The 22575-nt window shown below is 70.2% G+C and carries 20 protein-coding genes; 16 read left to right on the top strand and 4 right to left on the bottom strand.

Annotated features, from left to right (window positions below; translation table 11 throughout):
- Positions 1-53: 53 nt before the first annotated feature.
- Positions 54-2063, top strand: coding sequence for a M6 family metalloprotease domain-containing protein (locus AB0E94_RS17970; RefSeq protein WP_360327348.1), 2010 nt, complete (start codon positions 54-56; stop codon positions 2061-2063).
- A 19-nt stretch (positions 2064-2082) separates the two neighbouring features.
- Positions 2083-4119 (top strand): hypothetical protein, encoded by a 2037-nt coding sequence (locus AB0E94_RS17965; protein WP_360327346.1) that lies wholly within the window; start codon positions 2083-2085, stop codon positions 4117-4119.
- A gap of 135 nt (positions 4120-4254) precedes the next feature.
- Here AB0E94_RS17965 and AB0E94_RS17960 read toward each other — a convergent pair whose 3' ends face one another.
- Positions 4255-5148: a hypothetical protein gene (locus AB0E94_RS17960; RefSeq protein ID WP_360327345.1), complete on the bottom strand. Its 894-nt coding sequence runs from the start codon at positions 5146-5148 to the stop codon at positions 4255-4257.
- Positions 5149-5373: 225 nt separating this feature from the next.
- On the opposite strand from AB0E94_RS17960, the gene AB0E94_RS17955 reads away from it, so the two are divergent.
- The 5 genes from AB0E94_RS17955 to AB0E94_RS17935 all read left to right on the top strand — a co-directional run bounded on the left by AB0E94_RS17955 (position 5374) and on the right by AB0E94_RS17935 (position 8827).
- On the top strand, positions 5374-6090 hold the full coding sequence (locus tag AB0E94_RS17955; RefSeq protein ID WP_360327343.1) for a response regulator transcription factor: 717 nt from the start codon (positions 5374-5376) through the stop codon (positions 6088-6090).
- Between the two features lie 106 nt (positions 6091-6196).
- Positions 6197-6373, top strand: coding sequence for a hypothetical protein (locus AB0E94_RS17950; RefSeq protein WP_360327342.1), 177 nt, complete (start codon positions 6197-6199; stop codon positions 6371-6373).
- Entirely contained in the window at positions 6370-6798 is a 429-nt protein-coding gene (locus AB0E94_RS17945; RefSeq protein WP_360327341.1) for a hypothetical protein, read from the top strand. The genes AB0E94_RS17950 and AB0E94_RS17945 overlap by 4 nt, the downstream gene beginning before the upstream one ends.
- Positions 6788-7933 carry a histidine kinase gene (locus tag AB0E94_RS17940; RefSeq protein ID WP_360327339.1) on the top strand — a complete coding sequence of 382 codons (1146 nt, stop codon included), beginning with the start codon at positions 6788-6790 and terminating at the stop codon, positions 7931-7933. The genes AB0E94_RS17945 and AB0E94_RS17940 overlap by 11 nt, the downstream gene beginning before the upstream one ends.
- 111 nt (positions 7934-8044) lie before the next feature.
- Entirely contained in the window at positions 8045-8827 is a 783-nt protein-coding gene (locus AB0E94_RS17935; protein ID WP_360327337.1) for an SGNH/GDSL hydrolase family protein, read from the top strand.
- Here AB0E94_RS17935 and AB0E94_RS17930 read toward each other — a convergent pair.
- Positions 8808-8960: a hypothetical protein gene (locus tag AB0E94_RS17930; RefSeq protein WP_360327336.1), complete on the bottom strand. Its 153-nt coding sequence runs from the start codon at positions 8958-8960 to the stop codon at positions 8808-8810. The genes AB0E94_RS17935 and AB0E94_RS17930 overlap by 20 nt on opposite strands.
- Before the next feature lie 315 nt (positions 8961-9275).
- On the opposite strand from AB0E94_RS17930, the gene AB0E94_RS17925 reads away from it, so the two are divergent.
- The 4 genes from AB0E94_RS17925 to AB0E94_RS17910 are packed head-to-tail and all read left to right on the top strand — an operon-like array spanning position 9276 to position 13530.
- Positions 9276-10358, top strand: coding sequence for a hypothetical protein (locus AB0E94_RS17925; RefSeq protein WP_360327335.1), 1083 nt, complete (start codon positions 9276-9278; stop codon positions 10356-10358).
- Entirely contained in the window at positions 10345-12636 is a 2292-nt protein-coding gene (locus AB0E94_RS17920) for a nitrate- and nitrite sensing domain-containing protein (RefSeq protein WP_360327333.1), read from the top strand. Before AB0E94_RS17925 ends, AB0E94_RS17920 begins: the two co-directional genes overlap by 14 nt.
- 13 nt (positions 12637-12649) lie before the next feature.
- Positions 12650-13078: a roadblock/LC7 domain-containing protein gene (locus AB0E94_RS17915; protein WP_360327332.1), complete on the top strand. Its 429-nt coding sequence runs from the start codon at positions 12650-12652 to the stop codon at positions 13076-13078.
- Complete coding sequence (locus AB0E94_RS17910; protein WP_360327330.1) at positions 13075-13530, top strand: DUF742 domain-containing protein; 456 nt, start codon at positions 13075-13077, stop codon at positions 13528-13530. The genes AB0E94_RS17915 and AB0E94_RS17910 overlap by 4 nt, the downstream gene beginning before the upstream one ends.
- Before the next feature lie 175 nt (positions 13531-13705).
- On the opposite strand, the gene AB0E94_RS17905 is transcribed toward AB0E94_RS17910, so the two are convergent.
- Positions 13706-15298 (bottom strand): methyl-accepting chemotaxis protein, encoded by a 1593-nt coding sequence (locus AB0E94_RS17905; RefSeq protein ID WP_360327328.1) that lies wholly within the window; start codon positions 15296-15298, stop codon positions 13706-13708.
- A 212-nt stretch (positions 15299-15510) separates the two neighbouring features.
- Between AB0E94_RS17905 and AB0E94_RS17900 the strand changes: the two genes are divergently transcribed.
- The 3 genes from AB0E94_RS17900 (at position 15511) to AB0E94_RS17890 (ending at position 18698) form a co-directional block, all read left to right on the top strand.
- Positions 15511-16497, top strand: a complete 987-nt coding sequence (locus tag AB0E94_RS17900; RefSeq protein ID WP_360327326.1) for a pectinesterase family protein — start codon at positions 15511-15513, stop codon at positions 16495-16497.
- A gap of 94 nt (positions 16498-16591) precedes the next feature.
- A complete protein-coding gene (locus AB0E94_RS17895; RefSeq protein WP_360327324.1) occupies positions 16592-17758 on the top strand; it encodes a 4-hydroxybenzoate 3-monooxygenase in 1167 nt (388 codons plus the stop codon).
- Between the two features lie 94 nt (positions 17759-17852).
- Positions 17853-18698: a hypothetical protein gene (locus tag AB0E94_RS17890; protein WP_360327322.1), complete on the top strand. Its 846-nt coding sequence runs from the start codon at positions 17853-17855 to the stop codon at positions 18696-18698.
- Here AB0E94_RS17890 and AB0E94_RS17885 read toward each other — a convergent pair.
- The gene (locus AB0E94_RS17885) at positions 18695-19480 is read right to left on the bottom strand and encodes a polysaccharide lyase family 7 protein (protein ID WP_360327320.1); all 786 of its coding nucleotides are present in this window, start codon (positions 19478-19480) and stop codon (positions 18695-18697) included. The two genes, AB0E94_RS17890 and AB0E94_RS17885, sit on opposite strands and share 4 nt — an antisense overlap.
- A gap of 202 nt (positions 19481-19682) precedes the next feature.
- Between AB0E94_RS17885 and AB0E94_RS17880 the strand changes: the two genes are divergently transcribed.
- Entirely contained in the window at positions 19683-21182 is a 1500-nt protein-coding gene (locus tag AB0E94_RS17880; RefSeq protein ID WP_360327319.1) for a sodium:solute symporter family protein, read from the top strand.
- Positions 21183-21201: 19 nt separating this feature from the next.
- Positions 21202-21963: an IclR family transcriptional regulator gene (locus tag AB0E94_RS17875; protein ID WP_360327317.1), complete on the top strand. Its 762-nt coding sequence runs from the start codon at positions 21202-21204 to the stop codon at positions 21961-21963.
- Positions 21964-22575 lie beyond the last annotated feature (612 nt).

The raw sequence follows: 22575 nt of genomic DNA, 5'->3' as shown, positions 1-22575 counted from the left end.
TCCAAAATCGGCGATCCATTGAGTGGTGTCGATAAGTTTGCCAGGATGACGCCATGACGACGGGGCGACGGTTGTTCTCGGCACTGTCCGTAGCGGCGCTGGTGGTGGCCGGCGCCGTCAACGCCGTGCCGGCGACGGCCGCGCCACCGAACCCGGACCCGGACACGCCCTGGCGCATGCGGCACTGGCCGCAGACCCAGCCGTGGCAGCTCGACGAGGCGGTCACCCTGGGCGGCCCGGCCGGCACACCACAGCCGATCGACCCCCAGCGGTACGAGCTACCGGACACGATGACCTGGGACGACTACCGGCCAGTGCCGGGCACCGACTGGGCCGATCCGGCGGTACGCGGCTCGGAACGCACCTTCAACGGGGCGCTGGTGCTGGTCGACTACCCGAACCAGCCGTTCGTGGTCACCCAGCCGGCGAACTCGACGATCTACGGGAACCCGTCCGGCGTACAGAATCTGGATCGCTCTGAAGTTCCGGCGTTCTACCGGGACTTCCTGAACAAACCGGGAGCGCTCAACCGCGGCCACACCATCCACGAATACTGGATGGAGGACTCGAACGGGCGCTTCGGCATCGACCTGAGCGCGTTCGGTGTGTACGCGATGCCGCACGCGAGCCACGAATACGGCATCGAGAACTCCATGCAGCGCGGACTGGGCTGCCCGGCCGGCGACCTGTGCGGGCGTGACCTGCGGACCGACGCGCGCACCGCCTGGATCGCGGCGGTCGGCGAGCAGGAGGCGGCCTCGTACGACTTCGTCTTCTTCCTCTCGGCCGGCCAGGACGAATCGGCGACCTGGCAGGAGTTCGGCCCGATGAAGTTCACCACCAAGGAGGACGTGAGCGACGAATTCGGGCCGCCGGACGAGTCACTGACGAACTGGAACGCGACCCGTTACGTCGAATGGACCTCCTGGCAGGCCTCGGCGAACATCTGGCCGAACGCCACCCAGGGCAGCTCGCTGCAGGCGGAGAGCTCGGGCATGTCGACGTACGCGCACGAGTTCAGCCACATCCTCGGCATCGGCGACAACTACAACAACCCGTACTCGGTGCCGGCTCGCCGCGACTACAGCGGACCGTGGGAGATGTTGAGCCGCGGCACGTTCAACGGGCCCGGCGGACCGCACAGCCGGTGGCTGATCCCGGGAACCGGGGGCTCGTCGATGGGCGCGCAGCACATGCTGCGCAACAAGATGAAGCTCGGCATCGTTGACGACACCGCCGTGCTGAAGCTCTCCCGCGCAGGCCTGGCCGAGTCCGGCGTCGTGGTGACCCGGGTGACGGCGCGCGCCGTCGATCCCGGCCCCAGCCGGCTGGCCGGCATCAATGTCACCCTGGACGGCGGCGACCGCAGCCCCGCCTGCAACACCGCGACCGACCCGTACTGCGACGGCGGCGGATACCACAACTACACCCTCGAAGTCGTCGACCGGATGGGCTTCGACTCGTTCACCCCGGACTCCGGCGTGCTGCTGGCCAAGACGAAGAACAACGACTCCGCGCCGTTCATCTGGACCGTCGACGCCAACCCGCAGGACATCGACAAGGTCGACTTCGTGCTGCCGGACGGCACCCCGCAGAAGATGACGATCGGGGACTACCGGCAGCTCTCCGACGCGCTGTTCCACGCCGGCACCGGATCGGGCAGCCTCTTCGAGTACGCGGACACCGCCAACCGCCTGCACTTCTACATCCTGGACCGGACACGGGACCGGCACGGCGTGCTCTCGTACGAGGTCGCGGTCCGTTCCCTCGACGGCGCCGGGCCGTCGGTCCGCGGCGTGACCGCGCGGCCGGCCACCGCCCGCCCCGGGCCGTCCGGCTGGGCCCGGTGCACGGTTCCGGTCCGCAACACCGGCCGGGACGCCGACGTCTTCCGGATCTCGGCGCCGGGGGCGGTGCTGCCCCGGGCGGTCGTCGCAGTGGCCGGCCGTCAGTCGGCCACGGTCGAGGTGTACGTCAAGGACGTGCGAGCGGTGACGGTCGAGGTCAGGTCGGAGAGCGACCCGGCCGCGACCGCCGTGACCTCCTGCACCGTACGGCGCTGACGCCCTCAGGTGACCGGGTGTGGTATTCGTTGTCGCCATGTTCGCCGGGATTGATGAGATCGACTGGACCTCGATGCCGCACGCCTACGGGCCCGCGACCGAGATGCCCGAAGTGATCCGTGGGCTGATCTCGAAGAAGAAACGGATCCGGTCCTGGGCGCAGGACTGCATGTGGGGTGGCATCCACCATCAGGGCGACGTCTACGAGTGCACGCTCCGGGCCGTCCCGTTCCTGCTGGAGGCGGCCGCGACGCCGGGCCTGCCGGGCCGGCCGACGATTCTGCGCCTGCTCGCGAGCATCGGGAGCGCGGAGATCGACGACCTCGGCCGGCTGCCCGAGACGCGCGGGCAGTGGCGGGCCGCGCAACCGGCGGTCGCGCAGGGGCATCAGGTCTTCCTGGAACTGCTCGGCGACGACCGGAAGAAGGTCCGGCGGGCCGCGCCCGAGGCGCTGCTGGTCCACCGGGACCGGACGGCGGAGACGCTGGCGGCGCTCCAGGGCCGGCTCACGGTCGAGAAGGACGTCGCCGCCCGGGCCGCCACGATCGAGGCCATCGGCGTCATCGCGCGGCGGCTGCGGGCCGGTCACCTGCACGGCGCCGACTTCGGCGAACTGCTCGCCTGGCTCGGTGATTTGACCAGAGAATCAACCCATCCTGATGTACGGCTGGCCGCGTTCACCGAGCGGCTACGCCTGACCGACGAGCCGGACGACGATCTCGCGTCGACGCTGTACGACATGCTCGGCAAGACCGACGCGATCGACCTGCGCGACCTGCGGGAGGCGCTCGGGGACCGGGTGGGCGTGCGCAACAGCCTGCTCGCACGCACCCTGCGGGAGGGCCCGGCCGCCCGCCGGGGCAACGCCATGTGGGCGGCCGCCGGGGCGACCAGCCACTGGCGCGGCGACTACAGCGACGTGATGCTCGCCTGCGTCGAACTGCTGCCGGATCCCCGGACCCGGCCCCTCGGCCTGCGCATGCTGACCGGGGATTCCTGGCCGCTCGTCGCGCCGGTCGCCGACCGGGTGTTCGAGTTCGTCGAGGCGGAGCTCGGCCGCGGCACGCCGGTATACGCCGCTCAGGAACCCGACTTCTGGAGCTTCGACGGCGGTACGGTCTGGGCGCTCACCACCACGCTGGCGAAACTGCGGGACCCCCGGGCGCTGCCGCTCATCGCGCGGGCTCTCGAGGAGGACGCGCTGCCGGTCGACTGCCGGCCGCCCCTGTTCGCCTACCGGGACGAGATCGTGCCGCTGGTCCCGCTGCTGTGCCGCCAGCTCCGGCGGGCGATGGCCGCGGGTGATCACAAGTCCGGGCTGAACCTGCTGTGGCACCTGCACCACACCGGACCGGCGGCGGCCGAGGCCCTGCCCGAGGTGTCGGCCCTGGTCCCGTACGACGACGACTTCTGGGGTGAGTCGTTGCTGGCGCTGGCGGCGATGGGGCCCGCCGCGGGCCCGGCGCTGCCGCTGGTCCGGGAGCGTCTCGCCAACGGTGGTCCGCGGCTCGTCGGCCACGCCGCCAGGACTCTCGCGGCCATCGAGGGCGCTCCGGCCGAGGCGGAGCTACGACCGTTGCTGGCCCACGAGGACGCCCACGTGCGGTCCGGTGCCGCCGATGGGCTCCGCGCGATCGGGGTCCCCGCCGGGGAGGTCCTGCACGCCTATGCGGAGGACGACTACTGGTCGTTGCGCCCCATCGGGCCGGAGGCGGCGCCGCTGGTGCCCCGGCTGCGGGCGGCGGTCGAGACGGCGCGATGGCCGGAGGGGCTGCTCACCCTGCTGTGGAAGATCACCGGTGACACCGGCACGTACCTGCCCGCGCTCATGGAGAACTTCACCCGCGAGCGGTCCTGCCACAAGCTGACGGCGGAGATCTGGGCCGAGATGGGCCCGGCAGCCGCCGCGGCCGAGCCACTGCTCCGCGCCGAACTGGCGAACCCGGTGCGGTCGACGTACCGGCCGAACAGCCACAGCAGCTCCGACGTCGAGTCCGACGAGGCCTTCCTGAGGACGTGCCGGACGGCCCTGGCCTCGGTCACGGCGGCCGTCTGACGCCCGCGCCGGCCGAGACCAACTCGGCCGCCTCGACGGTCAGGTAGGCACCGTCGATGAACGGCGATCACTCCATTTCGGAGGGCGGGCGACCGTGGGCCGGGGCCCGGCGTTGTGCCGCCGGACCCCGGCCGGTCAGCGCCGGGCGAGGGCGCCGGTCAGCTCCCGCATGGCGGTCCGGGAGTCGTCGGTGAGGACCCAGGCCTTGTCGTCCTCGGCCCCCGGAGTGGACCAGGCGAGGTACACGGTGGGTGGGCGGCCGGCCGGGTCGCCGGTGGCGGCGTGGCGGTCGAAGACCCGGTCCAGCCAGGCCGACTCACGGCGGATGGTGGCGGCCCGCAGCCCGTCCTCGCCCATGAAACCCCGCTCGGCCAGGCCGTAGGTGAGGCCGGTGGCCAGGCGCGGGCGGACGATCGTGTCGAACCAGCCGGTGTAGCCCGGGTGCTCGGGCAGGATCAGGTGGGCCGGGAACGCGCCGTTGTTCTCGTTCATTCCGGAGTAGACGTCGCACAGGTACTCGTCGGCCTCGACCCGCCGCCACTGGCCGGGCGCCTGGGCGGCCCGGCCGCTGGGCCGCCACTGGTAGGCCATCGCGCAGTACGCCACCCGCGCGCCCGCCCAGCCGGCCTTGATCTCGTCGCGGGAGCGGGCGAACACCGCGCGGAAGGTGGCGCCGTCCAGCCGGTCGCGGCCGCCCTCCGGCTCGTGGTGCACGATGATCCGCACCCACGGGTGATCGGCCAGCCATCGGCCGATGTCGCGATGGACCCGGGTCCAGTCACCGGCCGCCACCTCGCCGGGCGCCGGCTTGTAGGAGATGTAGACACCGCCGTCCCGCCATGGCCGGGCCAGTTCCCGGATACGTTCGAACACCTTTCCCGGATCCTTTCCGCGGGGCAGCGGCGGAATGAACTCACGACCCACCCGCGCTGCCGGGTAACGCTCCCGGGTCACTGACGGGAGAGCGTCCTCGTGCACCCCGACCGATACCGTACGGGCGTCGCGGGCACTGACCTCATTGACGTTCATCCACCTGTCTCCGAATTCTCTGGACATCCGCATGTTCGGACGGTTCCAGAATCGTCCCGCCGATCCGGTACGGCATCCCGCTGGACACGTAAATACCGGCGCCGTGTACCGCGTGTGCGGTACCCGGCGGGGCTGAATACCGCCGGATGGAACCGTTCACGGCAGTGCGCTGATCCATACTCGGCGCATATCACGCAGTTCCTCGGCAGCGAAAGGCCGATGTTGATGACCACCGATTCCAGCACCGCCGGCATTCGAGTCCTGCTCGCCGACGACCACCCGCTCTTCCGTGGCGGACTGCTCATGCTGCTGTCCGCGCACCCCCGGATCCAGGTGGTCGGTGAGGCCGGCGACGGCGCGCAGGCGGTCGTCATGGCCCGGCGGCTGCAACCGGACGTGGTGGTCATGGACCTCGACATGCCACACCTCGACGGGGTCGCCGCGACCCGGCAGCTGACCAGCGACGACTTCACCGGCGACCCGGGCCGGACGATCCGGATCATCATCCTCACCGGGCTCGGCTCGACCCCCGAGGCGGTCTGTGCGGCGCTGCGGGCCGGCGCCTCCGGATACCTGCTGAAGGACGCGGCGCCGACCGAACTGGTGACGGCCATCGAGTCGGTGGCCGACGGGCTCGCCTATCTGGCGCCCAACGTCACGCCCGGGGTGATCGCCGACATCGCCAGCCGCCCGGTTCCCGGACGGCCCGCGCCCGGCATTCTGGACCGGCTCACCGCGCGGGAGCGGGAGATCCTCTCGCAAATGGCGTACGGGTTGAGCAACGACGACATCGCCGGGCGGTTCCACCTTTCCGTGGCTACCGTACGAACGCACGCCTGCCGCATCCTCAACAAGCTCGAGGTGCGGGACCGGGCGGGCGCGGTGGTGGTGGCCTATCAGAGTGGCCTGGTGCTGGCCGGCGGTATTTCCCCGGGTATCTGACGCCTCCGACGTATACGCAGATGACCGCTGTCGACGGATGCGCCCAGGAAAGCGCGGCGCAATGCTTGAACCGTCACATCGAGTCATCGGTGATACGGGGGAAAGAATGGATCGCCTGGCAATTTCCGCACCCAGGCCGGGGGCGGGCCTCGCCGAGTTGTGCGTGGCGGCGCTGATGACCGCCGAACACGCGCCGAGGACTGCCGTGATCGTGCTGCTGATCTATCTGGCGCTCACGTTGAATCCGAGCCCATGCCCGAATCGAACCACGGGGGAATCATGAACTCATCGATCGCACGCGCGGTGCTCGCCGCGGTCGTCCTGACCCTGGTCACCACGGTCGGGGCGGCCGGCCCGGCGATGGCCGGCCCACCGGACGACGACGCCGCCGCGTGGGGACCGGCCCTCCCAGCGGACGGGCTGGGCGCCGCCGGACTGGTGCTGCTGTCGGACGAGCTCGCCGGCGCCGGACTGATGATCACACCGGACGAGCTCGGCGCCCTGGATCTGAAGGTCAGCTCCTGCCGGTACTCCTGGTCCGACAGCTGCGCTCGTCCGTACCAGACGTATCTCATGATCTGCGACGCCGTGCCCTGGATCTGCTGGCGGAGCAAGGGCTTCCGGAAACCGCGGCACATCGGATTGATCGCCGACTGGCAGGTGCTCGCACCCGTCGTGCCTCCGCTGGACTCCGGCAATGAGCAGTAGGGATCGGGAACGCGTTCGCGCGTTCGTCCAGGACCTGCTGCTGACCGCCCTGGCCGTCGTGGTGGACGCCGGCGTGAACCTGGGCAAGCCGGAGGTGACCGACAGGTGGGTCCTGTCGGCGTGCACGACGGCGGTGATGTCCACAATCCTGCTGCGCCGACGGTTTCCGGCCGCGCTGCTGGGCCTCCAGGTGGGATATGTGCTGCTGATCCTGGCGCTCAAACCTCACGCCTCGCTCGCCGCCGGACTGCTCATCGCTCTCTACGCGGTGGCCAGCCGGCGGGATCCGTCCCGGTCCGTCCTCGCGCTGCTCGCCGCGGCCGTCGCCGCCAACGCGCAGATCATCAGCCTGCAACGCCTGGAACCGATGCAGAGCCCGGCGACGGTCGTGTTCCTGCAAGGGCTGCTGATGTTCGGGGTCTGGAGCGCCGGTTATCGATCGTGGATCACCCGGGCGCGCCTCACCGAGCGGAAGGCCGCCGAAGCGGACATGTTGCGGGAGGAGCGGCTGCGGATCGCGCGGGAGCTGCACGACATCGTGGCCGGCTCGGTGAGCGTGATGGTCGTGCAGGCCGCCGGCGCCCAGACCGTCCTGCGCACGGACATCCAGCGCACCGACGCGGCGCTCGGTGTCATCCAGCAGTCCGGCACCCAGGCGATGGCCGAGCTACGGCGGCTCCTGGGCCTGCTGCGATCGGCCGGCGGCACCGGTGACGACGCGACTCTCGGGCCCGGCGTCGACGGTATCGGCGAACTGCTGGAGAGCATGCGCAGCGCCGGTCTGACCATCACGTACCGGGTCTCCGGCACCCCCGCGCCGGTCGACCCCAGCGTCTCGCTGGCCTGCTACCGGATCGTTCAGGAGTCGCTGACCAACACGGTCAAGCACGCCGGCGTCGATGCCAGTGTCGACGTGCACCTCGACTGGCGCCGGCGGGGCGTGATCCTCTCCGTCGCCGACGGCGGTGGGCAGCAGCCGGCCGACGGCGAGTTGTCCACCGGGCACGGCCTGCTCGGGCTGCGGGAACGGGTGGTGACCCTGGGCGGCGTCTTCGCTGCCGGGCCGACCGCGGACGGCTTCAGGGTCCGGGCCGAGCTGCCGGTGACCAACAGCGGCCCGCTGGCGGCCACCTGAGCCGGGAACCGATGATGATATCCACCGGTAACAAGAAATTCACGTTGTTCTTTTTCTCGAAACCGAAATCTACTCTCCGGTAACTATCGCTACCGCCACCGGAGGCCACCGATGAGTAGGGCTACCCCCCTCGCCTGTCTCGTCACCACAGCCGTCCTGGCGCTGGGGCTCGCCGCCCCGGCCCAGGCGGCCAGCAGCATCGACTACGCCGCGCTCGGCGACTCCTACTCGTCCGGGGTCGGCGCCAGCGGACAGTCCGGGTCGTGCCTGCGCAGCAACAACGCGTTCGGCCCGCTCTGGGCCGCGAAGAACAGTCCCGCCTCGTTCCAGTTCCTGGCCTGCACCGGGGCCACCACCGACGACGTGCGCAATAGCCAGATCCCCAGCCTGAGCGCCGGCGCCGACCTGGTCAGCATCACCGTCGGCGGCAACGACGTCGGTTTCGTCTCGACTCTGCTCACCTGCTGGACCACCACCGACTCGGGGTGTGTGGCCAAGGTCAACGAGGCCAAGGCGTACGCGGCGAGCACCCTCGGCGGCAAACTGGACGCCACCTACGCCGCGATCAAGGCGAAGGCGCCCGGCGCGAAGGTCGTGGTGCTGTCGTACCCGCTGATCTACGCCACCCCGGCCACCGGCTGCACGCTCAGCACGGCCAAACAGGCGGCGATCAACGACGGCGCCCGCACCCTGGACGCGAAGATCCAGGAACGCGCGGAGGCAGCCGGGTTCGTCTACTCCGAGGTGCGCGACGAGTTCTCCGGCCACGAGGTGTGCTCGTCGACGCCGTACATCAACGGCGTGACCCTCATCCCCGCCACCAACTCGTACCACCCGAACAACAACGGCCACCTGTACGGCTACCTGCCGGCCTTCACCGGGTCGGCCGGCTGACCCGGCCCGCCGGGGAGCCGTTGAGCAGTTCGAGCAGCGGCTCCCACAGGGTCTTGATGTCGGTCCCGGATCCGGTGCGCCGGTCCGTGGTGTCGTTGGTCCGGGCGGGGGCGGCGAGCTGTGAAGAAGTCATGCCCAGAAGCCTGCCGCCGCAGTCTCAGCGCCACCTCAAGCGGGACTCAGGCAACGGACAAAAGCCAGTGAAACAGCGTTTCCCCTGATCACAGCTGGAGTGCGCCACCGTACGCCCTCCATGATCTTTTGAAAAGTGACAAACCTCACTGGCACCCGAACGTTTTCAGGTATCGGCCGATCCGGCGTGACATTCGGTCGAGTCGCCGTCACTCCGCGCGGTTCTGTAGTCGTACGTTCACCCGACGAACCTGTGGTCTGTTCAAGGGCAACGCGCGGTGCTCGCTTCCGACGCTGTCCGGAGAGCGAGCGAACGATGACTGTCAGAACACGCCAGCATCAGCGTGGCCGGCCGATCGGCGCCGTGACGCGGCTGCTGCTCCCGATCCTGCTGGCCATGTCGGTGACGGCGCTGTTCGCCATGGTGTGGCAGTCGGTCGGCGAGCAGTCCGACTTCGCCGATCTGGAGCGCGACGGGGTCCGGTACATCCAGGCCCTCGGGCCGCTGGAGATCGCCCTCACCAACGCCGGTTCGGCCGCGGTCACCGGCACGCCCGCGCCGGTCGAGGACCTGACCCGGGCCGTCGACGCGGTCGCCGCCGTGGACCGCGAGCTCGGCGAACGGCTGAGCACCCAGGATCGGTGGGCCGGCCTGCGCGCCAAGATCGAGGCGCTGCCCGCCGACGCCGGCAAGGCGGACACCATCGCGGCGTACGGCACGGTCAACGACCTGCTGCTGGCGCTGATGGACAAAGTCCGTAACAGCTCCAAACTGGTCCGTGACCCGGACGCCGACCTCTACTACCTCGGCGACGGCGCCGCACAGGAGCTCCCGGAGAGCATCGTGGCCGCCACCAGGTACACGAACCTGCTGGTGAGCCTCCCCGGGCTGAACGCGGCCGACCGGGCCTCGACCCTCATCGACATCAGCACGGCCGGCTCCTCCCTGGCCGGCAACGCCCGCGACCTCTCCGACGACGTCCGGCTCGCCGTCGAGGGCACCGGCAGCGAGAGCCTGGGCAGCGCGCTGCTGAGCCGGCTCGACCGGTTCAACCGGGCGGTCGACAACCTGATGCCGCTGATGTCCGGACGGGACGGGGCCGGCTCCGAGCAGGTCGTCCAGCGGCGTGACGAGATGCAGGCCGCCGCGGCCGACCTGTCGTCGGCGCTGCTCACCCAGATCGACATCGGCCTCCAGGACCGGATCTCCTCGCTCGACCAGCGCCGTCTGCTGGCGTCCGGCATCTTCCTGGTCTCCGTGCTGCTGGCCCTGGTGCCGGCCGGGCTGGCGCTGGCCGCCCGGTCCCGCGGCGCGCGGCCACCACGACCGGGGCCGGTCGCCGTGCCGGAGCTGGAGTCGGAGCGCGAACGGTGGGGGCGGGTCAGTGTTCCTCAGTAGGCTCCGCATCCGCGGCAAGCTGATCCTTCTGGTCATCATCCCGCTGCTGGCGATGGTCGCGCTGGTGGTGCCGGTGATCCGCGACCTGGTCATCGACGCCGAGAAGGCCAACGAGATCGACACCGTCGCGACCATCGCCGGGCGGGTCGGCCCGCTGGTCGAGGACGTGCAGCGGGAACGGCTGCTCTCGGTCGGCTACCTGCTCGACGTGGTGGACGCCGACGACCTGGCGCTGCAGACCGCCGCGGTGACCGACCGGGTCCGCGAGGTGCAGCGTGACCTGGGCGACCGGCTGCCGTCCGGGTTGCGTGGCGAGATCGGCCGGGTCGACGGCCTGGAGGACGTCCGGGAACGGGTCCGCGACAAGTCGGTCCAGCCGGACATCGTCATCGCCGAGTTCGACCTGGTGCTGGACAGCATCATCGACTCGCTCGGGCTGGCCGACGAGGCCGACGCCGGCACCGCGGCCGGCCGGCAGCTCATCGCGCTCGACGCTCTGTTCCGCATCGACGAGTCGACCAACGACAGCACCATGCTGCTGTCGCTGATGGCCGCCGGCGGCGTCGGCCGGTACTCCGTCGAGTACCGCGAGGAGAGCGCACGGTTCCAGACCTACCTGGACCAGTTCGCCGACTACGCCACGCCCGGCCAGCAGGAGCTGTACGAGCTGGTGACGGCCGCGTTCCAGGACCGGGTCGGCAAGGACTTCGAGGCCCAGTTCGCGGACGACCCGGCGACCGCGATGGCGGCGCTGCCACTGGACCGGCTGTTCCCGATGCTCAGGTCGTTCAGCATCCTCGGCGGTTTCGCCAAGAAGCGGGTCGTCGACGACGTCACCGCGGCGGTCGCCGAACAACGACAGGAGCAACTGACCATCGCGTACGGCACAGGTCTGCTCGTGGTCCTTGTCCTTCTCGTGGTCCTGGTGCTGGTGGCCACCGTGGCCCGGGCCGTGGCGGTGCCCCTGACCCGGCTCGGCCGGGCCGCCGAACGGGTGGCCGAGGCGGGCGAGACCGAGCTGCGGCGGATCGCCGACGACGAGGCCGAGAGCGTCGAGCCGGTACGCATGGAGGTGCTCGACCTGGACGCCCAGGACGAGATCGGCGACCTGGCCCGGGTCTTCGCCCGTGTCCAGCGGACCGCCTCACAGCTGGTCGAACGTCAGGTGCTCAGCCGGCGCAACGTGGCCGAGATGTTCGGGCACATCGGGCGGCGTACCCAGAACCTGGTCGGCGGTCAGGTGGACCTGATCGACGAGCTGGAGAACGAGGAGACCGACCCGGACCGGCTGGCCAAGCTGTACCGGCTCGACCACATCGCCAACCGGCTGCGCCGCAGCGCCGACAGTCTCGTGGTGATCTCCGGGGCCGACCGGGAGGAGCACCACTCGTCGCCGGTCCGGCTGATCGACGTGGCCCGCCTGGCGCTGGCCGAGATCGAGGACTACACCCGCGTCGACGTGGACGTCCCGCTCGACCTGCTGGTGGCGCCGTCCCTGGTCAGCGATCTGGTGCTGATCTGTGGCGAGCTGCTGGAGAACGCGACCGTCTTCTCGCCGCCGCACACCCGGGTGACGGTGTCGGCCCGGGCCGTGCCCGGTGGCGCCCGGCTGACCATCGCCGACCACGGCATCGGCATGCTCGACGACCGGCTCGCCGAGGAGAACTCCCGGATCGCCCGCCGCGAACGGCTCGACCTCGTGCCGACCCAGGTGCTCGGGTTGTTCGTGGTCGGCCGGCTGGCCCGGCGGCACGGCATGAGCGTCACCCTGGCGCACACCCCCGGTGGCGGGGTCACCGTCCAGGCGACCATCGGCAGCGTGCTGCTGGCCGGGGACATGCTGGTCGGCGAGCCGGTCGCAGGCCGCCCGCCGGGCATGGAGCGGCTCGCGCCGGCGCCGCTGCCCCGTGAGACCGCCCCGGGGCGGTCCCAGGTACGGGAGGCGATTTCGCGGGTCAGCGACGTGATGAGCGACCCGGTCACCTGGAACGGCTTCGACGTGGCCCGACAGCTGACATCCGCCCCGCCACCCGCCGCGGCGCCGCCACTGCCGCCGCCCCCGCCTCCGGCGCCACAGGTTGCCGCGCCGACGCCCACCTCGGTGGGTGGCCTGCGCCGGCGGATCCCGGGCGCCCAGCTGGCGCCGGCGGAGGCGCCGCCACAGGTCGCGCACCCGGTCACCGGGCCCGACCCGGACGCCGCCCGGCTGCTCGTCGAGCAGCTCGAACTGGGCGTGGCGCAAGCGCTGCACGAAACCTCAACACACCCCCGACAGTGAAGAAGGCTCCACCATGGACAGTACTCAGCTCAGTGCCGAGGTGAAGACCTTCAACTGGCTGCTCGGCTCGTTCGCCAGCCGGACCGCGGGGGTGCAGGAGGCAGTGGTGGTCTCGTCGGACGGCCTGCTCATGGCCCGGTCGTCGAAACGGGAACGGGCCGACTCCGACCGCCTGGCCGCAGTGGTGTCCGGGATGGCGAGCCTCGCCGCCGGCGCCTCCGAGTGGTACCGGCTGGGCGCGCTGAACCGGGTCGTCGTCGACATCGCCGAGGGCTATCTGGTGATCACCACGATCAGCCGGGGCTCGGCGCTCGGCGTGGTCGCGAGCCGGTCGGCGAACCTGGTCACCGTCGCGTACGAGATGACGCTCTTCGGGACGCGGGCCGGGGCGACACTGACGCCCGGGTTGATCGCCGAACTGAAAAGCGCAGCGCAGAGTTGAGCGGCGCGCCGGATCACGAGCCGATCGGGCGGATCCCACCGTACCTGCGGGCCAACCCGGCCGGTGCTGCTCCGGCCGGGTCCCCGCACCGGCCCCCGGCCGGGCAGCCCGCGCTGCGCCCGTTCGTCCTGACGGCCGGCCGGGTCAGTGCGGTCGACCCGGAGATCGATCTGGAGACCCAGGTCACCCTCCGGCCGTACGATCCACGGGCCGGCCGGGCGCCACTGGCCACGCTCGGGCCGGAGATGCAGGCAATCGTCGAACTCTGCGTCGAGCCGGTGTCGGTCGCGGAGATCTCGGCCCGGCTGCGCCTGCACCTGGGCGTCACGAAGATCCTGGTCGCCGACCTGCGCGCGGCGGGGCACCTGGACGTGCACGTCACCGACACGCTGAACCCGCTGTCCGCCGACACCATCCTGCGCGTGATGCAGGGCCTCCGAGCCCTCTCCTGACCACGCCAGGCCCGCCGGCCGTCGCCCAGCACGGTAAAACCGCACGCATTCCAGTAGTCAGCGACGGCTGAGGCCGCCAGCCGTCGCTCAGCACGGTAAAGCCGCACGCATTCCAGTAGTCAGCGACGGCTGGCGGTCTCGGTTTGACCGAGACCGCCAGAGACCGGGAGCGCTCCTAGACGCGGTATTCGGCGATCTCGCGGCGCAGCTCGGCGGCCATCAGAGCCAGGCTCTCCGCCGTCGCGCCGGTCTCGGTGGCGCCGGTGGCGGTGGCGTTCGCGGCGGTGGACATCCCGTTGATGTTGCCCGCGATGTCGCCGGCGCCGGAGGCCGCCTCGACCACGCTGCGGACCATCTCCGAGGTGGTGGCGCTCTGCTCCTCGACGGCGGCCGCGATGGTCGCGGTGTACTCGTCGATCCGGCCGGTCACCGCGGTGATCTCACTGATCGCGGCGACCGCCTCGGCGGTCTCCTCCTGAATGGTCGCGATCCGGGTCGCGATGTCACCTGTCGCCTTGGCGGTCTCCTGAGCCAGCTCCTTGACCTCGGTGGCGACCACGGCGAAGCCTTTGCCCATCTCCCCGGCCCGGGCCGCCTCGATGGTGGCGTTGAGGGCGAGCAGGTTGGTCTGCGCGGCGATCGCGTCGATCAGCTTGACGACCGCGGAGATCTCGGTGGACGACTGGCCGAGCCGGGTGACGATCCGGTTGGTACGGCCGGCGGTCTCGGTGGCGGTCGCGGCCACCTTCGCGGCCTCGGCGGCGTTGCCGGCGATCTCCCGGATGGAGGCGCTCATCTGTTCCGCGCCGGCGGCCACGGTCTGCACGTTGTCGGAGACCGAGCCGGCCGCCGACGCGACGGTGTCCACCTGGGCCGAGGTCTCCTCGGCGGTGGCCGACATCTGGGTGGCGACCGCGGACAGCTGCTGGGACGCGGCGGCGACCTGGATCGCGTTCTCGCCGACCCGGCGCACCATGCCGGCGGTGGCGTCGGTGGAGGCGTCCAGCGCCTGGGCGAGGCGCCGCACCTCGTCCCGGCCGGTCAGCCCGGCCCGCAGGGTGAGGTCGCCGCCGCGGATCGCCTCGAGCACCTCCATGCAGCGCGACAGCGGCCGGGTGATGCTGCGGGAGATGAACATCCCGAACGTGGTGGACAGCACCAGCCCGGCGAGGATCACCGCGATGAGCAGGGTGCGCGCGTTCTGGTAGGTGGCCTCGGCGGAGGCAGCCGCGGCGGCCGCCTCGCGCGACTCGATCTCCTCCAGCTCGGTCAGGGCGTCGCCGGCCTCGTTGAAGGCCGGGTCGAACTTCTCGTCCTCCAGCTGGACGCTGCGGTCGAGGTCGCCGGCCTGGATCGCGGGCAGCAGACCCCGGTCGGTGATGGTGAAGAGCTCGCCGAGGGCCGTCGCGAAGTTCTGCTGTTCGCGCAGCTTGCCGGGGGACGCCGGGTTGGCGGCGTAGGCGGCCCACCTCTCGTCGATCGCCGAGCGGAGACGGGTGAGCTCCTTCGCCAGGGCGGCCGGGTCGGGGTTGACGAGGTTCCGCAGCACGGTCGCCCGGTAGTCGTTGACCTGCCCGTCGAGCTGGGCCAGCTGATCCATCTGGACGAGGTTGGTGTCGTAGATGCCACCGCCGACCTCGTCGACCTCGGCCAGGCGCAGGATGCCCATCCCGCCGACCATGACGCAGACCACACCCGCCATCCCGGTCAAGGCGAGGATCTTGCCCCGGGTGGAGACGTTGTGCAGGCCCCAGCGGCTAGATGCCATCACTTCCTCCGGTCAGCTGATTCCGTACTCGTCACGAAGAGTGACCGGCAGACCTCAAGAGCGGCGCAAGCGGCGGTACGGCTGCCGTCAAGAACCCAGCCGCATTGACACTCGACTATGCCGGGCCTAGTTTCGGACGAAGCGTTCAGGAAAGCGCTTACCTACAGGTCGCATCCCCCATGCCGCGACCTGCTGAGGAAAGGACGTCCCCCATGCATCGCTCCGTCCCCGCGGCCGTGGTCCTCGCGGCCGGGCTGATCGCCGCCCCCGCGCCGGCGGTCGCCGCCACCTCGTTCACCGTCGCCGCCGACGGGTCCGGGAACTACACCACGATCCAGGCCGCGATCGCCGCCTCGTCGACCAGCGGGGTGATCACCGTCAAGGCCGGCACCTACCAGGGTCAGGTGCAGATCCCGGCGAGCAAGTCCGGGCTCACCATCCAGGGGGCCACCGGCAACTCCGCGGATGTGATCATCACCGGGAACAAGCCGCAGTCGACCGCCGGCACCGCGGGCAGCGCGACCGTCTACAACCTGGCGCCGAACAGCACGATCAAGGGCCTGACCATGCAGAACACGTACGGCGCAGGCAGTCAGGCACTCGCCCTGTACGCCGCCGGGGACCGGCAGGTCTACCGCAACGTGCAGATGAAGGGTTACCAGGACACGTTCCTGTCGTGGGGCGGCACCGGGTCGTCGCAGATCCGCCAGTACGTCTACAAGTCCTACATCTCCGGCGCGGTCGACTTCATCTACGGCAACGGCGCGGTGGTCATCGACAGCACCACCATCGAGTCGCTGAACATCGGCAGCAGCTCGAACAACGGCTACATCACCGCGGCCGCCACCGACGACAGCAACCCCTATGGCTTCCTGATCACCCGCTCGACACTGAAGAGCTCGGCCGCCGCGCAGACGGTCGCGCTGGGCCGCTGCTGGCACGCCGGGAACGCCTCGGACGCGATCGGGCAGGTGCTGGTCCGGGAGTCGACGATCGGCAGCCACGTCCGGCAGGCCGGCGCCTGGCAGGACATGAGCGGCTGGTCGTGGAAGACGTGCCGGTTCAACGAGTACGGCAACACCGGCGCGGGCGCGACCAACGGCACCTCGGACCGCCCGCAGATGAGCGCGTCCACCGCCGCCGGCTACACCGCGCAGAAGTACCTGGCCGGTTCGGACGGCTGGAACCCCGTCCAGTAGGACGATCGATCCGCCGGCATCGACGCTTATGATCCCTTGTGGACAGCCGGGAGCGCGGCCCGCTCCCGGATCTTCCCAGCGGAAATGGGGCGCGATGCCGGCGGACACCACGGTCGTGATCATCGGGGCGGGGCCTGCCGGGATGTCGCTGGCCAACTTCCTCCAGCGGCGCGGCGTGAGCTGCGTGGTGCTGGAGATGCGCGACCGGGCGTACGTCGAGGGGCGTCAGCGGGCCGGGGTGATCGACCACCGGGCCGGGGAGATCTTCGCCGAGTTCGGCCTGGACGGGCCGGTGGCCGCGGGCGGGCCGGTCGAGACGCTGCTGGAGATCCGCACCGACGGAGTGCCGCGCCTGCTCGACGTCCCGGCGCTGGCCGGTGGGCGGCCGAGCCGCCTGGTGCCGCAGCAGATGCTGGTCCAGCGGTTGATCGGCGCCTTCCTGGACGGCGGCGGTGACCTGCGGTTCGGGGCGGCCGACGTGACCCCGCACGACCTGGACGGCGACCGGGCCCGCGTCACCTACCGCGACCCGGATGGCGTCGAGCACGAGCTGACCTGTGCGTACGTGGCCGGCTGCGACGGTTTCCACGGGGTGAGCCGGCGCAGCATCCCGGCGGGGGAACTGACCACCTACGCCTTCGACCACGGCATCGGGTGGTACACGGTGCTCGCCGACTCTCCCGCCCCGCGTTACCCACTGATGGCGGTCAGCCGGCACGGGTTCGCCGCCCAGTTCGCCCGTGGCCCGTACGCCAGCCGGTTCTATCTGCAATATCAGCCGGGCGACGACCCGCGGCAGTGGCCGGACGAGCACACCTGGGAGCAGTTGCGGCTGCGGCTCGGCGACGAGAGCCTGCCGGCCGGCGCGATCACCGGCCGTGAGGTGGTGGAGATGCGCAGTTTCGTGGCCGAGCCGATGTCGTGGGGGCGGATGTTCCTGGTCGGCGACGCGGCGCACATCATCACGCCGATGGGCGCCAAGGGCATGAACCTGGCGATCGCCGACGCGTACGTGCTGGCCCGGGCGATCATCGACGGCGAGGGACTGACCGGTTACTCGGCCACCTGCCTGCGCCGGACCTGGGACTACCAGGAGTTCTCCAGGTGGTACGCGGAGATGGTGCACGACGCCGGCGACGACTCGCCGTCCGGGGCGTTCCGCCGCAAGCTGGCGCTGGCCCGCCTGGACCGGTTGTTCCGGTCGCCGCCGGCGGCCGCCGCGTTCGCCGATCTGATGGCCGGCACCGAGGTCACCCCTTGATCAGGGTTTGCACAGCTCAGGCACAGGCCCCTCCGAGGCATTTATAAGCATCGATTTCTAGCGTCTGCCGGGTCCCATCCCACGAGGAGGATCCATGGACAACGACGACGAACCCGTCGGCCGCGTGCTCAGCCGCAGACACGCGCTCGCCCTGCTCGCACTGACCGGCACCGGCCTGGCGGTGGCCGGAACCGCCGCGCAGGCCGCCACGAGGACGACCGCCGCCCCGGTGGCGACGAGTGTCGACTGTGTGGCGAAACCGGAGATGACCGAGGGGCCGTACTACGTCGACGAAGGGCTGGAACGCTCCGACATCCGCATCGACACCCTGGACGGCACGGTCTCCGACGGCACGAAGCTCACCCTCGACCTCGACGTCCTCCAGATCGCCGCCGGCGCGTGCAGCGCGCTGCCCGGCGCGGTCGTCGACCTCTGGCACTGCGACGCCTACGGGGTCTACTCGGATCAGGCGGCCAACGACTCGGTCGGGCACACGTTCCTGCGCGGGTACCAGGTCAGCGACGAGTGCGGGCGGGTGCGGTTCGTCACCGTGCTGCCCGGCTGGTACCAGGGCCGGACCGTGCACTTCCACCTCAAGATCAGAACCATCGGGACGGACGGCAATCCGTACGAGTTCACGTCCCAGCTGTTCTTCACCGACGCCTTCAACGCCGCCTTCCTGGCCACCGAACCGTATGCGGCCAAGGGCACCCCGGACACCACCAACGCCACCGACTTCATCTACCTGGCGGCCGGTGAGCAGATGCTGCTGTCGCCGCGCCGGGTGCGTGGCGGCTGGACGGCCCGGTTCGCGATCGGCCTGGACCTGTCGGACACCGAGGTCGGCGACGACGACAGTGGTGGTGGCCCCGGCGGCCCGGGTGGCCCCCCGCCCGGACCGCCGCCGTCCACGTCACCGTCGCCGTCGGCGTCCGCCTAGTTGTGCTTGACGGTGAGGCTGTAGAACTTGACCTTCGCGCCGTTGGTGGTGCTCTCCGACGACGACTGGTTGTAGGAGCCCGCCTTGAAGTACTGGCGGTACGGGTTGAAGGCCGACGGGATCGTGTACGAGGTGGTCGTACCGTTGATGGTGAGTTTGAGGTTGTTGCCGTTGACGTTGATCACGTAGGTCCATTTCACTCCGAGCGCCACGGTGCCGACCTTGTGCAGGGTCTGCCCACTGGCGTCGGGTGAGTTCTGGGTGCCGAAGTAGATGTCGCCGTTCGGGCGGTAGTAGAGCTCGGCGAGGGGCTTGGTCGACGTGCCGCCCGTGCCGAGCTTGACCTGCCCGACGGCGACGTTCTTCGTCACCGACACGATCCGCAGCTGGGCGCTGAGCGTGTGGTTGCCGGCCAGCGTCCAGTTCGCGGCGCTGCCGTTGGCGTTCATCTCGCGCAGCTCGGACCGGGCGTACTTCGAGTTCGGCGTGGTGACGCCCTTCTCCGGCGCCCAGAACGTCATCGAGCCGTCGTTCTTGTCGGTCCAGAAGAACGACGGGTTCGAGTAGCCGTTCGCGCCCTTGAGCTGTGCCGGGGAGATGGTGTCGGGGCTGCCCGGCGAGCCGGTGGGCAGCTGGAGCGACCAGACCGAGAGGTCGAAGTTGCCACCGGGCGGCAGGCTCGGGTCGAGCGTCGCGGCGGAGGCGCTGCCGATGCCGAGGGCGCCGAGAGCGCCGGCTGCGGCGGTGGACAGGGAGATGGCGAGCACGGTGCGTCGCTGCATGGGGGATGACCTCGCTACCGTCAGGGGAATCGGCAAGACGGTTAACAGATAACCATCCTTACCATTACCGCACAAGACCCCGCGTCTTTTTCATAGATTGCCATCACTGTGTTCCATGTATTGACAAGCCGTTTCATGTAGCAGAACATCCGGTCGACGAAACATCCCTGTAACGCGTGTCATGCACCGGAGGGGAGCTCACGTGACCGCGCTCGACTGGGCAATACTCAGCGGATACTTCCTGGTGATGATCGGCATCGGCCTGTGGGCCAAGAGCCGCGTGCACAACGTCGCCGACTTCTTCACCGCCCGCGGCCGGATCCCCTGGTGGCTGGCCGGCATCTCGCATCACATGTCCGGCTACAGCGCGGTCATGTTCGTGGCCTTCGCGGCCGTCGCCTACAACTACGGCCTCGCCATGTACGTCTGGTGGGCACTCACCATCGGCCTCGGCGTCGGCATCGGCGCCTTCGTCTTCGCCGCCCGCTGGAACCGGCTGCGCTCCAAACACGGCGTGGCGTCCCCGCTGGAATACCTGGCCCGCCGCTACAACCTGCCCACCCAGCAGGCCCTCGCCTACAGCGGCGCGCTGCTCAAGGTGGTCGACATCGCGGCCAAGTGGGTGGCAATCTCGATCCTGCTGCGCGGGTTCGCCGGCGTGCCGATCATCTGGGGCATCCTGATCACTGGCGTCGTCACACTCGCCTACATCACCCTCGGCGGGCTCTGGGCCGACGTGCTCACCGACTTCGGGCAGTTCGTCATCCAGGGAGTGGCCGGCATCGCGATGTTCTTCGCGTTCCTGGCCCACCTCGGCGGCGTCTCGGCACTGTGGACGATGTGGGGCGACCTGCCCGACGGGCACGGCGATCCGTTCAGTGGCCCGTACACCATGACGTTCTTCCTGGCCCTGCTCTTCATCAAGACCTTCGAGTACAACGGCGGCATGTGGAACCTGGCGCAGCGCTACATGGCCGCGCCGTCCGGCTCGGCCGCGAAACGGTCCGCCCTGCTGTCCAGCGGGCTGTGGCTGGTCTGGCCACTGATCCTGTTCCTGCCGATGTTCGCGGCGCCGCTGATCGTGCCCGGCCTGGCCAACGCCGAGCAGGCGTACGTCGAACTGGCCAAGACCCTGCTGCCGCCTGGCGTGATCGGCCTGGTGCTGGCCGGCTTCTTCTCGCACACCATGGCGATGGTGTCGTCGGACGCCAACGTGATCTCCTCGGTGGTCACCCGGGACATCGCCCCGGTGCTGGTCCGGGCGGTGCGCAACCTCACCGAACGGGCCGAGCTGACCTTCGCCCGGGTCACCACGTTCACCTTCGTGGTGATCAGCATGGTCATCGCGATCAGCACCGAGGGCCAGGGCGTGGTCCTGAAGATCGTGGTCGACCTGGTCGCCGCCACGATGGGGCCGATCTCCATCCCGCTGATGCTCGGCCTGCTCCCCTGGTTCCGGCGCAGCGGACCGACCGCCGCCCTGGTCTCCTGGGCCGCCGGCCTCGGCGTCTGGGTGGTCGTCAAATGGATCATGGAGGAGACCAGCCAGACCATGGTGGTCGGCGTCCCGCTGGTCACGTCCCTGGTCCTGTACATCGCGATCGGCCTGCTCAAGCCGGAACGCACGGCGGAACGCGACACGCTGGTCGACTCGCTCGAGACCGATCCGGTGGGCGAACCGAAACCGGCGACCCTTCGATAACGACCAGTACGCTGAATCGGTGGTCAGGGAAGGCAGTTCCATCGACAAGACGCTGGCGGTGCTCGAAGCTCTGGCCGAGCACCACCGCGTCACCGACATCGCCGTCGCGACGGGCGTCTCCAAGTCGACCGTGCACCGCATCCTCCAAGCACTGGTCACCTGGGGTTTCGCCCGTCCCGACGGGCTCGGCAGCTACGAGCCCGGACCACGGATCCTCACTCTGGCCGGGCGGGTCATGCACCGGTTCGACCCGGCCCGGCAGGCCTCCGGCGCGCTGCACGACCTCTGCGAGGCCACCGGGTTCACCACACACTTCGCGATCCGCAGCGTCGACGAGGCGGTCTACGTCGACAAGCAGGAGGGGCGGCGGCCCTACCAGATGCCGTCCCGGGTCGGGATGAGCCTGGCCCTGCACACCACGGCCATCGGCAAGGCGATCCTGGCCGAGCTCAGCGACACCGAGGTGCAGGCGATCAGCCGGCGCACCGGGCTCCCGCAGCGCACCCCCAACACGCTGACCAGCGAAGAGGACCTGCTCACCCATCTGGCCCGGGTGCGGGCGGTGGGCTACGCGATCGACGACGAGGAGAACGAGCCGGGCATCCGCTGCGTGGGGGCGGCCGTCTTCGACCACACCGGGCAGGTGCTCGGCGGGATCTCCATCTCCACCCTGGCGCTCGACATGGACATGGCCGGGGTGGAGGAGCGGGCGGCCGAGGTGATCGCCGCGGCCCGTCAGGTTTCGGCGGCCCTCGGCGCGGCCGACCCCGCACACAGGTGACTTGACGACACCCCGGCCTCCCGCGATCTTGTGGACTTCGTCCCGCCCTCGAGTTTCGCCATTTGTGAAGCGACATTGCAGGTCAGAGCCGCAGTCGAAGTGAATCTTGCAGTCGCCCTGGTCAGCGCCATCCCCAACGAACTCCGCAAGATCACCGTGAGGCGCTGCGGCCTTGGACGGCCGTCCAGAGACGATGCCGGAAGCGGACCGCCGAGGGCGGGCCCACCGGCCGCAGCGGTGGTCAGCGCACACGTTTGCCTGGCGCAGCGATTGTCAGCGCACACGTTGCCCGGGTGCAGCGATGGTCAGCGCACACGTTCGCCGATCGTGTGCGCCTGCTTCGCTCTGACGGGGACGGGCGCACACGTTGTGCCGTCCGTGTGCGCCCGTCGTCGTCCCGGCGAGGATGAAATCGCACATTGCCGCATTGTGTGCGCTGGTCGTCGCACCGCCGGCCGAATACCGGCGACCGCGTCTGGCCGCCCGCTGGCGACCGGGCCGGGCCGAGCGCCGCCGACCGCATCCAGCGGAAGGCCGACGACCAAGCCTTGCGACGACGGACACCTGTGCGCCGCCACCCAAACGATCCCCGAAATGGCGAAACTCGAGGTC

It is taken from the genome of Actinoplanes sp. NPDC026670, from assembly GCF_040638175.1.
Taxonomy (GTDB): domain Bacteria; phylum Actinomycetota; class Actinomycetes; order Mycobacteriales; family Micromonosporaceae; genus Actinoplanes.
This window is presented reverse-complemented; position numbering and strand designations above follow the sequence as displayed.

Coding starts and splice junctions, on each gene's coding strand:
- AB0E94_RS17970 (WP_360327348.1), top strand. CDS start 54: ATGACGACGGGGCGACGGTTGTTCTCGGCACTGTCCGTAGCGGCGCTG.
- AB0E94_RS17960 (WP_360327345.1), bottom strand. CDS start 5,148: ATGAACGTCAATGAGGTCAGTGCCCGCGACGCCCGTACGGTATCGGTC.
- AB0E94_RS17955 (WP_360327343.1), top strand. CDS start 5,374: ATGACCACCGATTCCAGCACCGCCGGCATTCGAGTCCTGCTCGCCGAC.
- AB0E94_RS17950 (WP_360327342.1), top strand. CDS start 6,197: ATGGATCGCCTGGCAATTTCCGCACCCAGGCCGGGGGCGGGCCTCGCC.
- AB0E94_RS17945 (WP_360327341.1), top strand. CDS start 6,370: ATGAACTCATCGATCGCACGCGCGGTGCTCGCCGCGGTCGTCCTGACC.
- AB0E94_RS17940 (WP_360327339.1), top strand. CDS start 6,788: ATGAGCAGTAGGGATCGGGAACGCGTTCGCGCGTTCGTCCAGGACCTG.
- AB0E94_RS17935 (WP_360327337.1), top strand. CDS start 8,045: ATGAGTAGGGCTACCCCCCTCGCCTGTCTCGTCACCACAGCCGTCCTG.
- AB0E94_RS17930 (WP_360327336.1), bottom strand. CDS start 8,960: ATGACTTCTTCACAGCTCGCCGCCCCCGCCCGGACCAACGACACCACG.
- AB0E94_RS17925 (WP_360327335.1), top strand. CDS start 9,276: ATGACTGTCAGAACACGCCAGCATCAGCGTGGCCGGCCGATCGGCGCC.
- AB0E94_RS17915 (WP_360327332.1), top strand. CDS start 12,650: ATGGACAGTACTCAGCTCAGTGCCGAGGTGAAGACCTTCAACTGGCTG.
- AB0E94_RS17905 (WP_360327328.1), bottom strand. CDS start 15,298: ATGGCATCTAGCCGCTGGGGCCTGCACAACGTCTCCACCCGGGGCAAG.
- AB0E94_RS17900 (WP_360327326.1), top strand. CDS start 15,511: ATGCATCGCTCCGTCCCCGCGGCCGTGGTCCTCGCGGCCGGGCTGATC.
- AB0E94_RS17895 (WP_360327324.1), top strand. CDS start 16,592: ATGCCGGCGGACACCACGGTCGTGATCATCGGGGCGGGGCCTGCCGGG.
- AB0E94_RS17890 (WP_360327322.1), top strand. CDS start 17,853: ATGGACAACGACGACGAACCCGTCGGCCGCGTGCTCAGCCGCAGACAC.
- AB0E94_RS17885 (WP_360327320.1), bottom strand. CDS start 19,480: ATGCAGCGACGCACCGTGCTCGCCATCTCCCTGTCCACCGCCGCAGCC.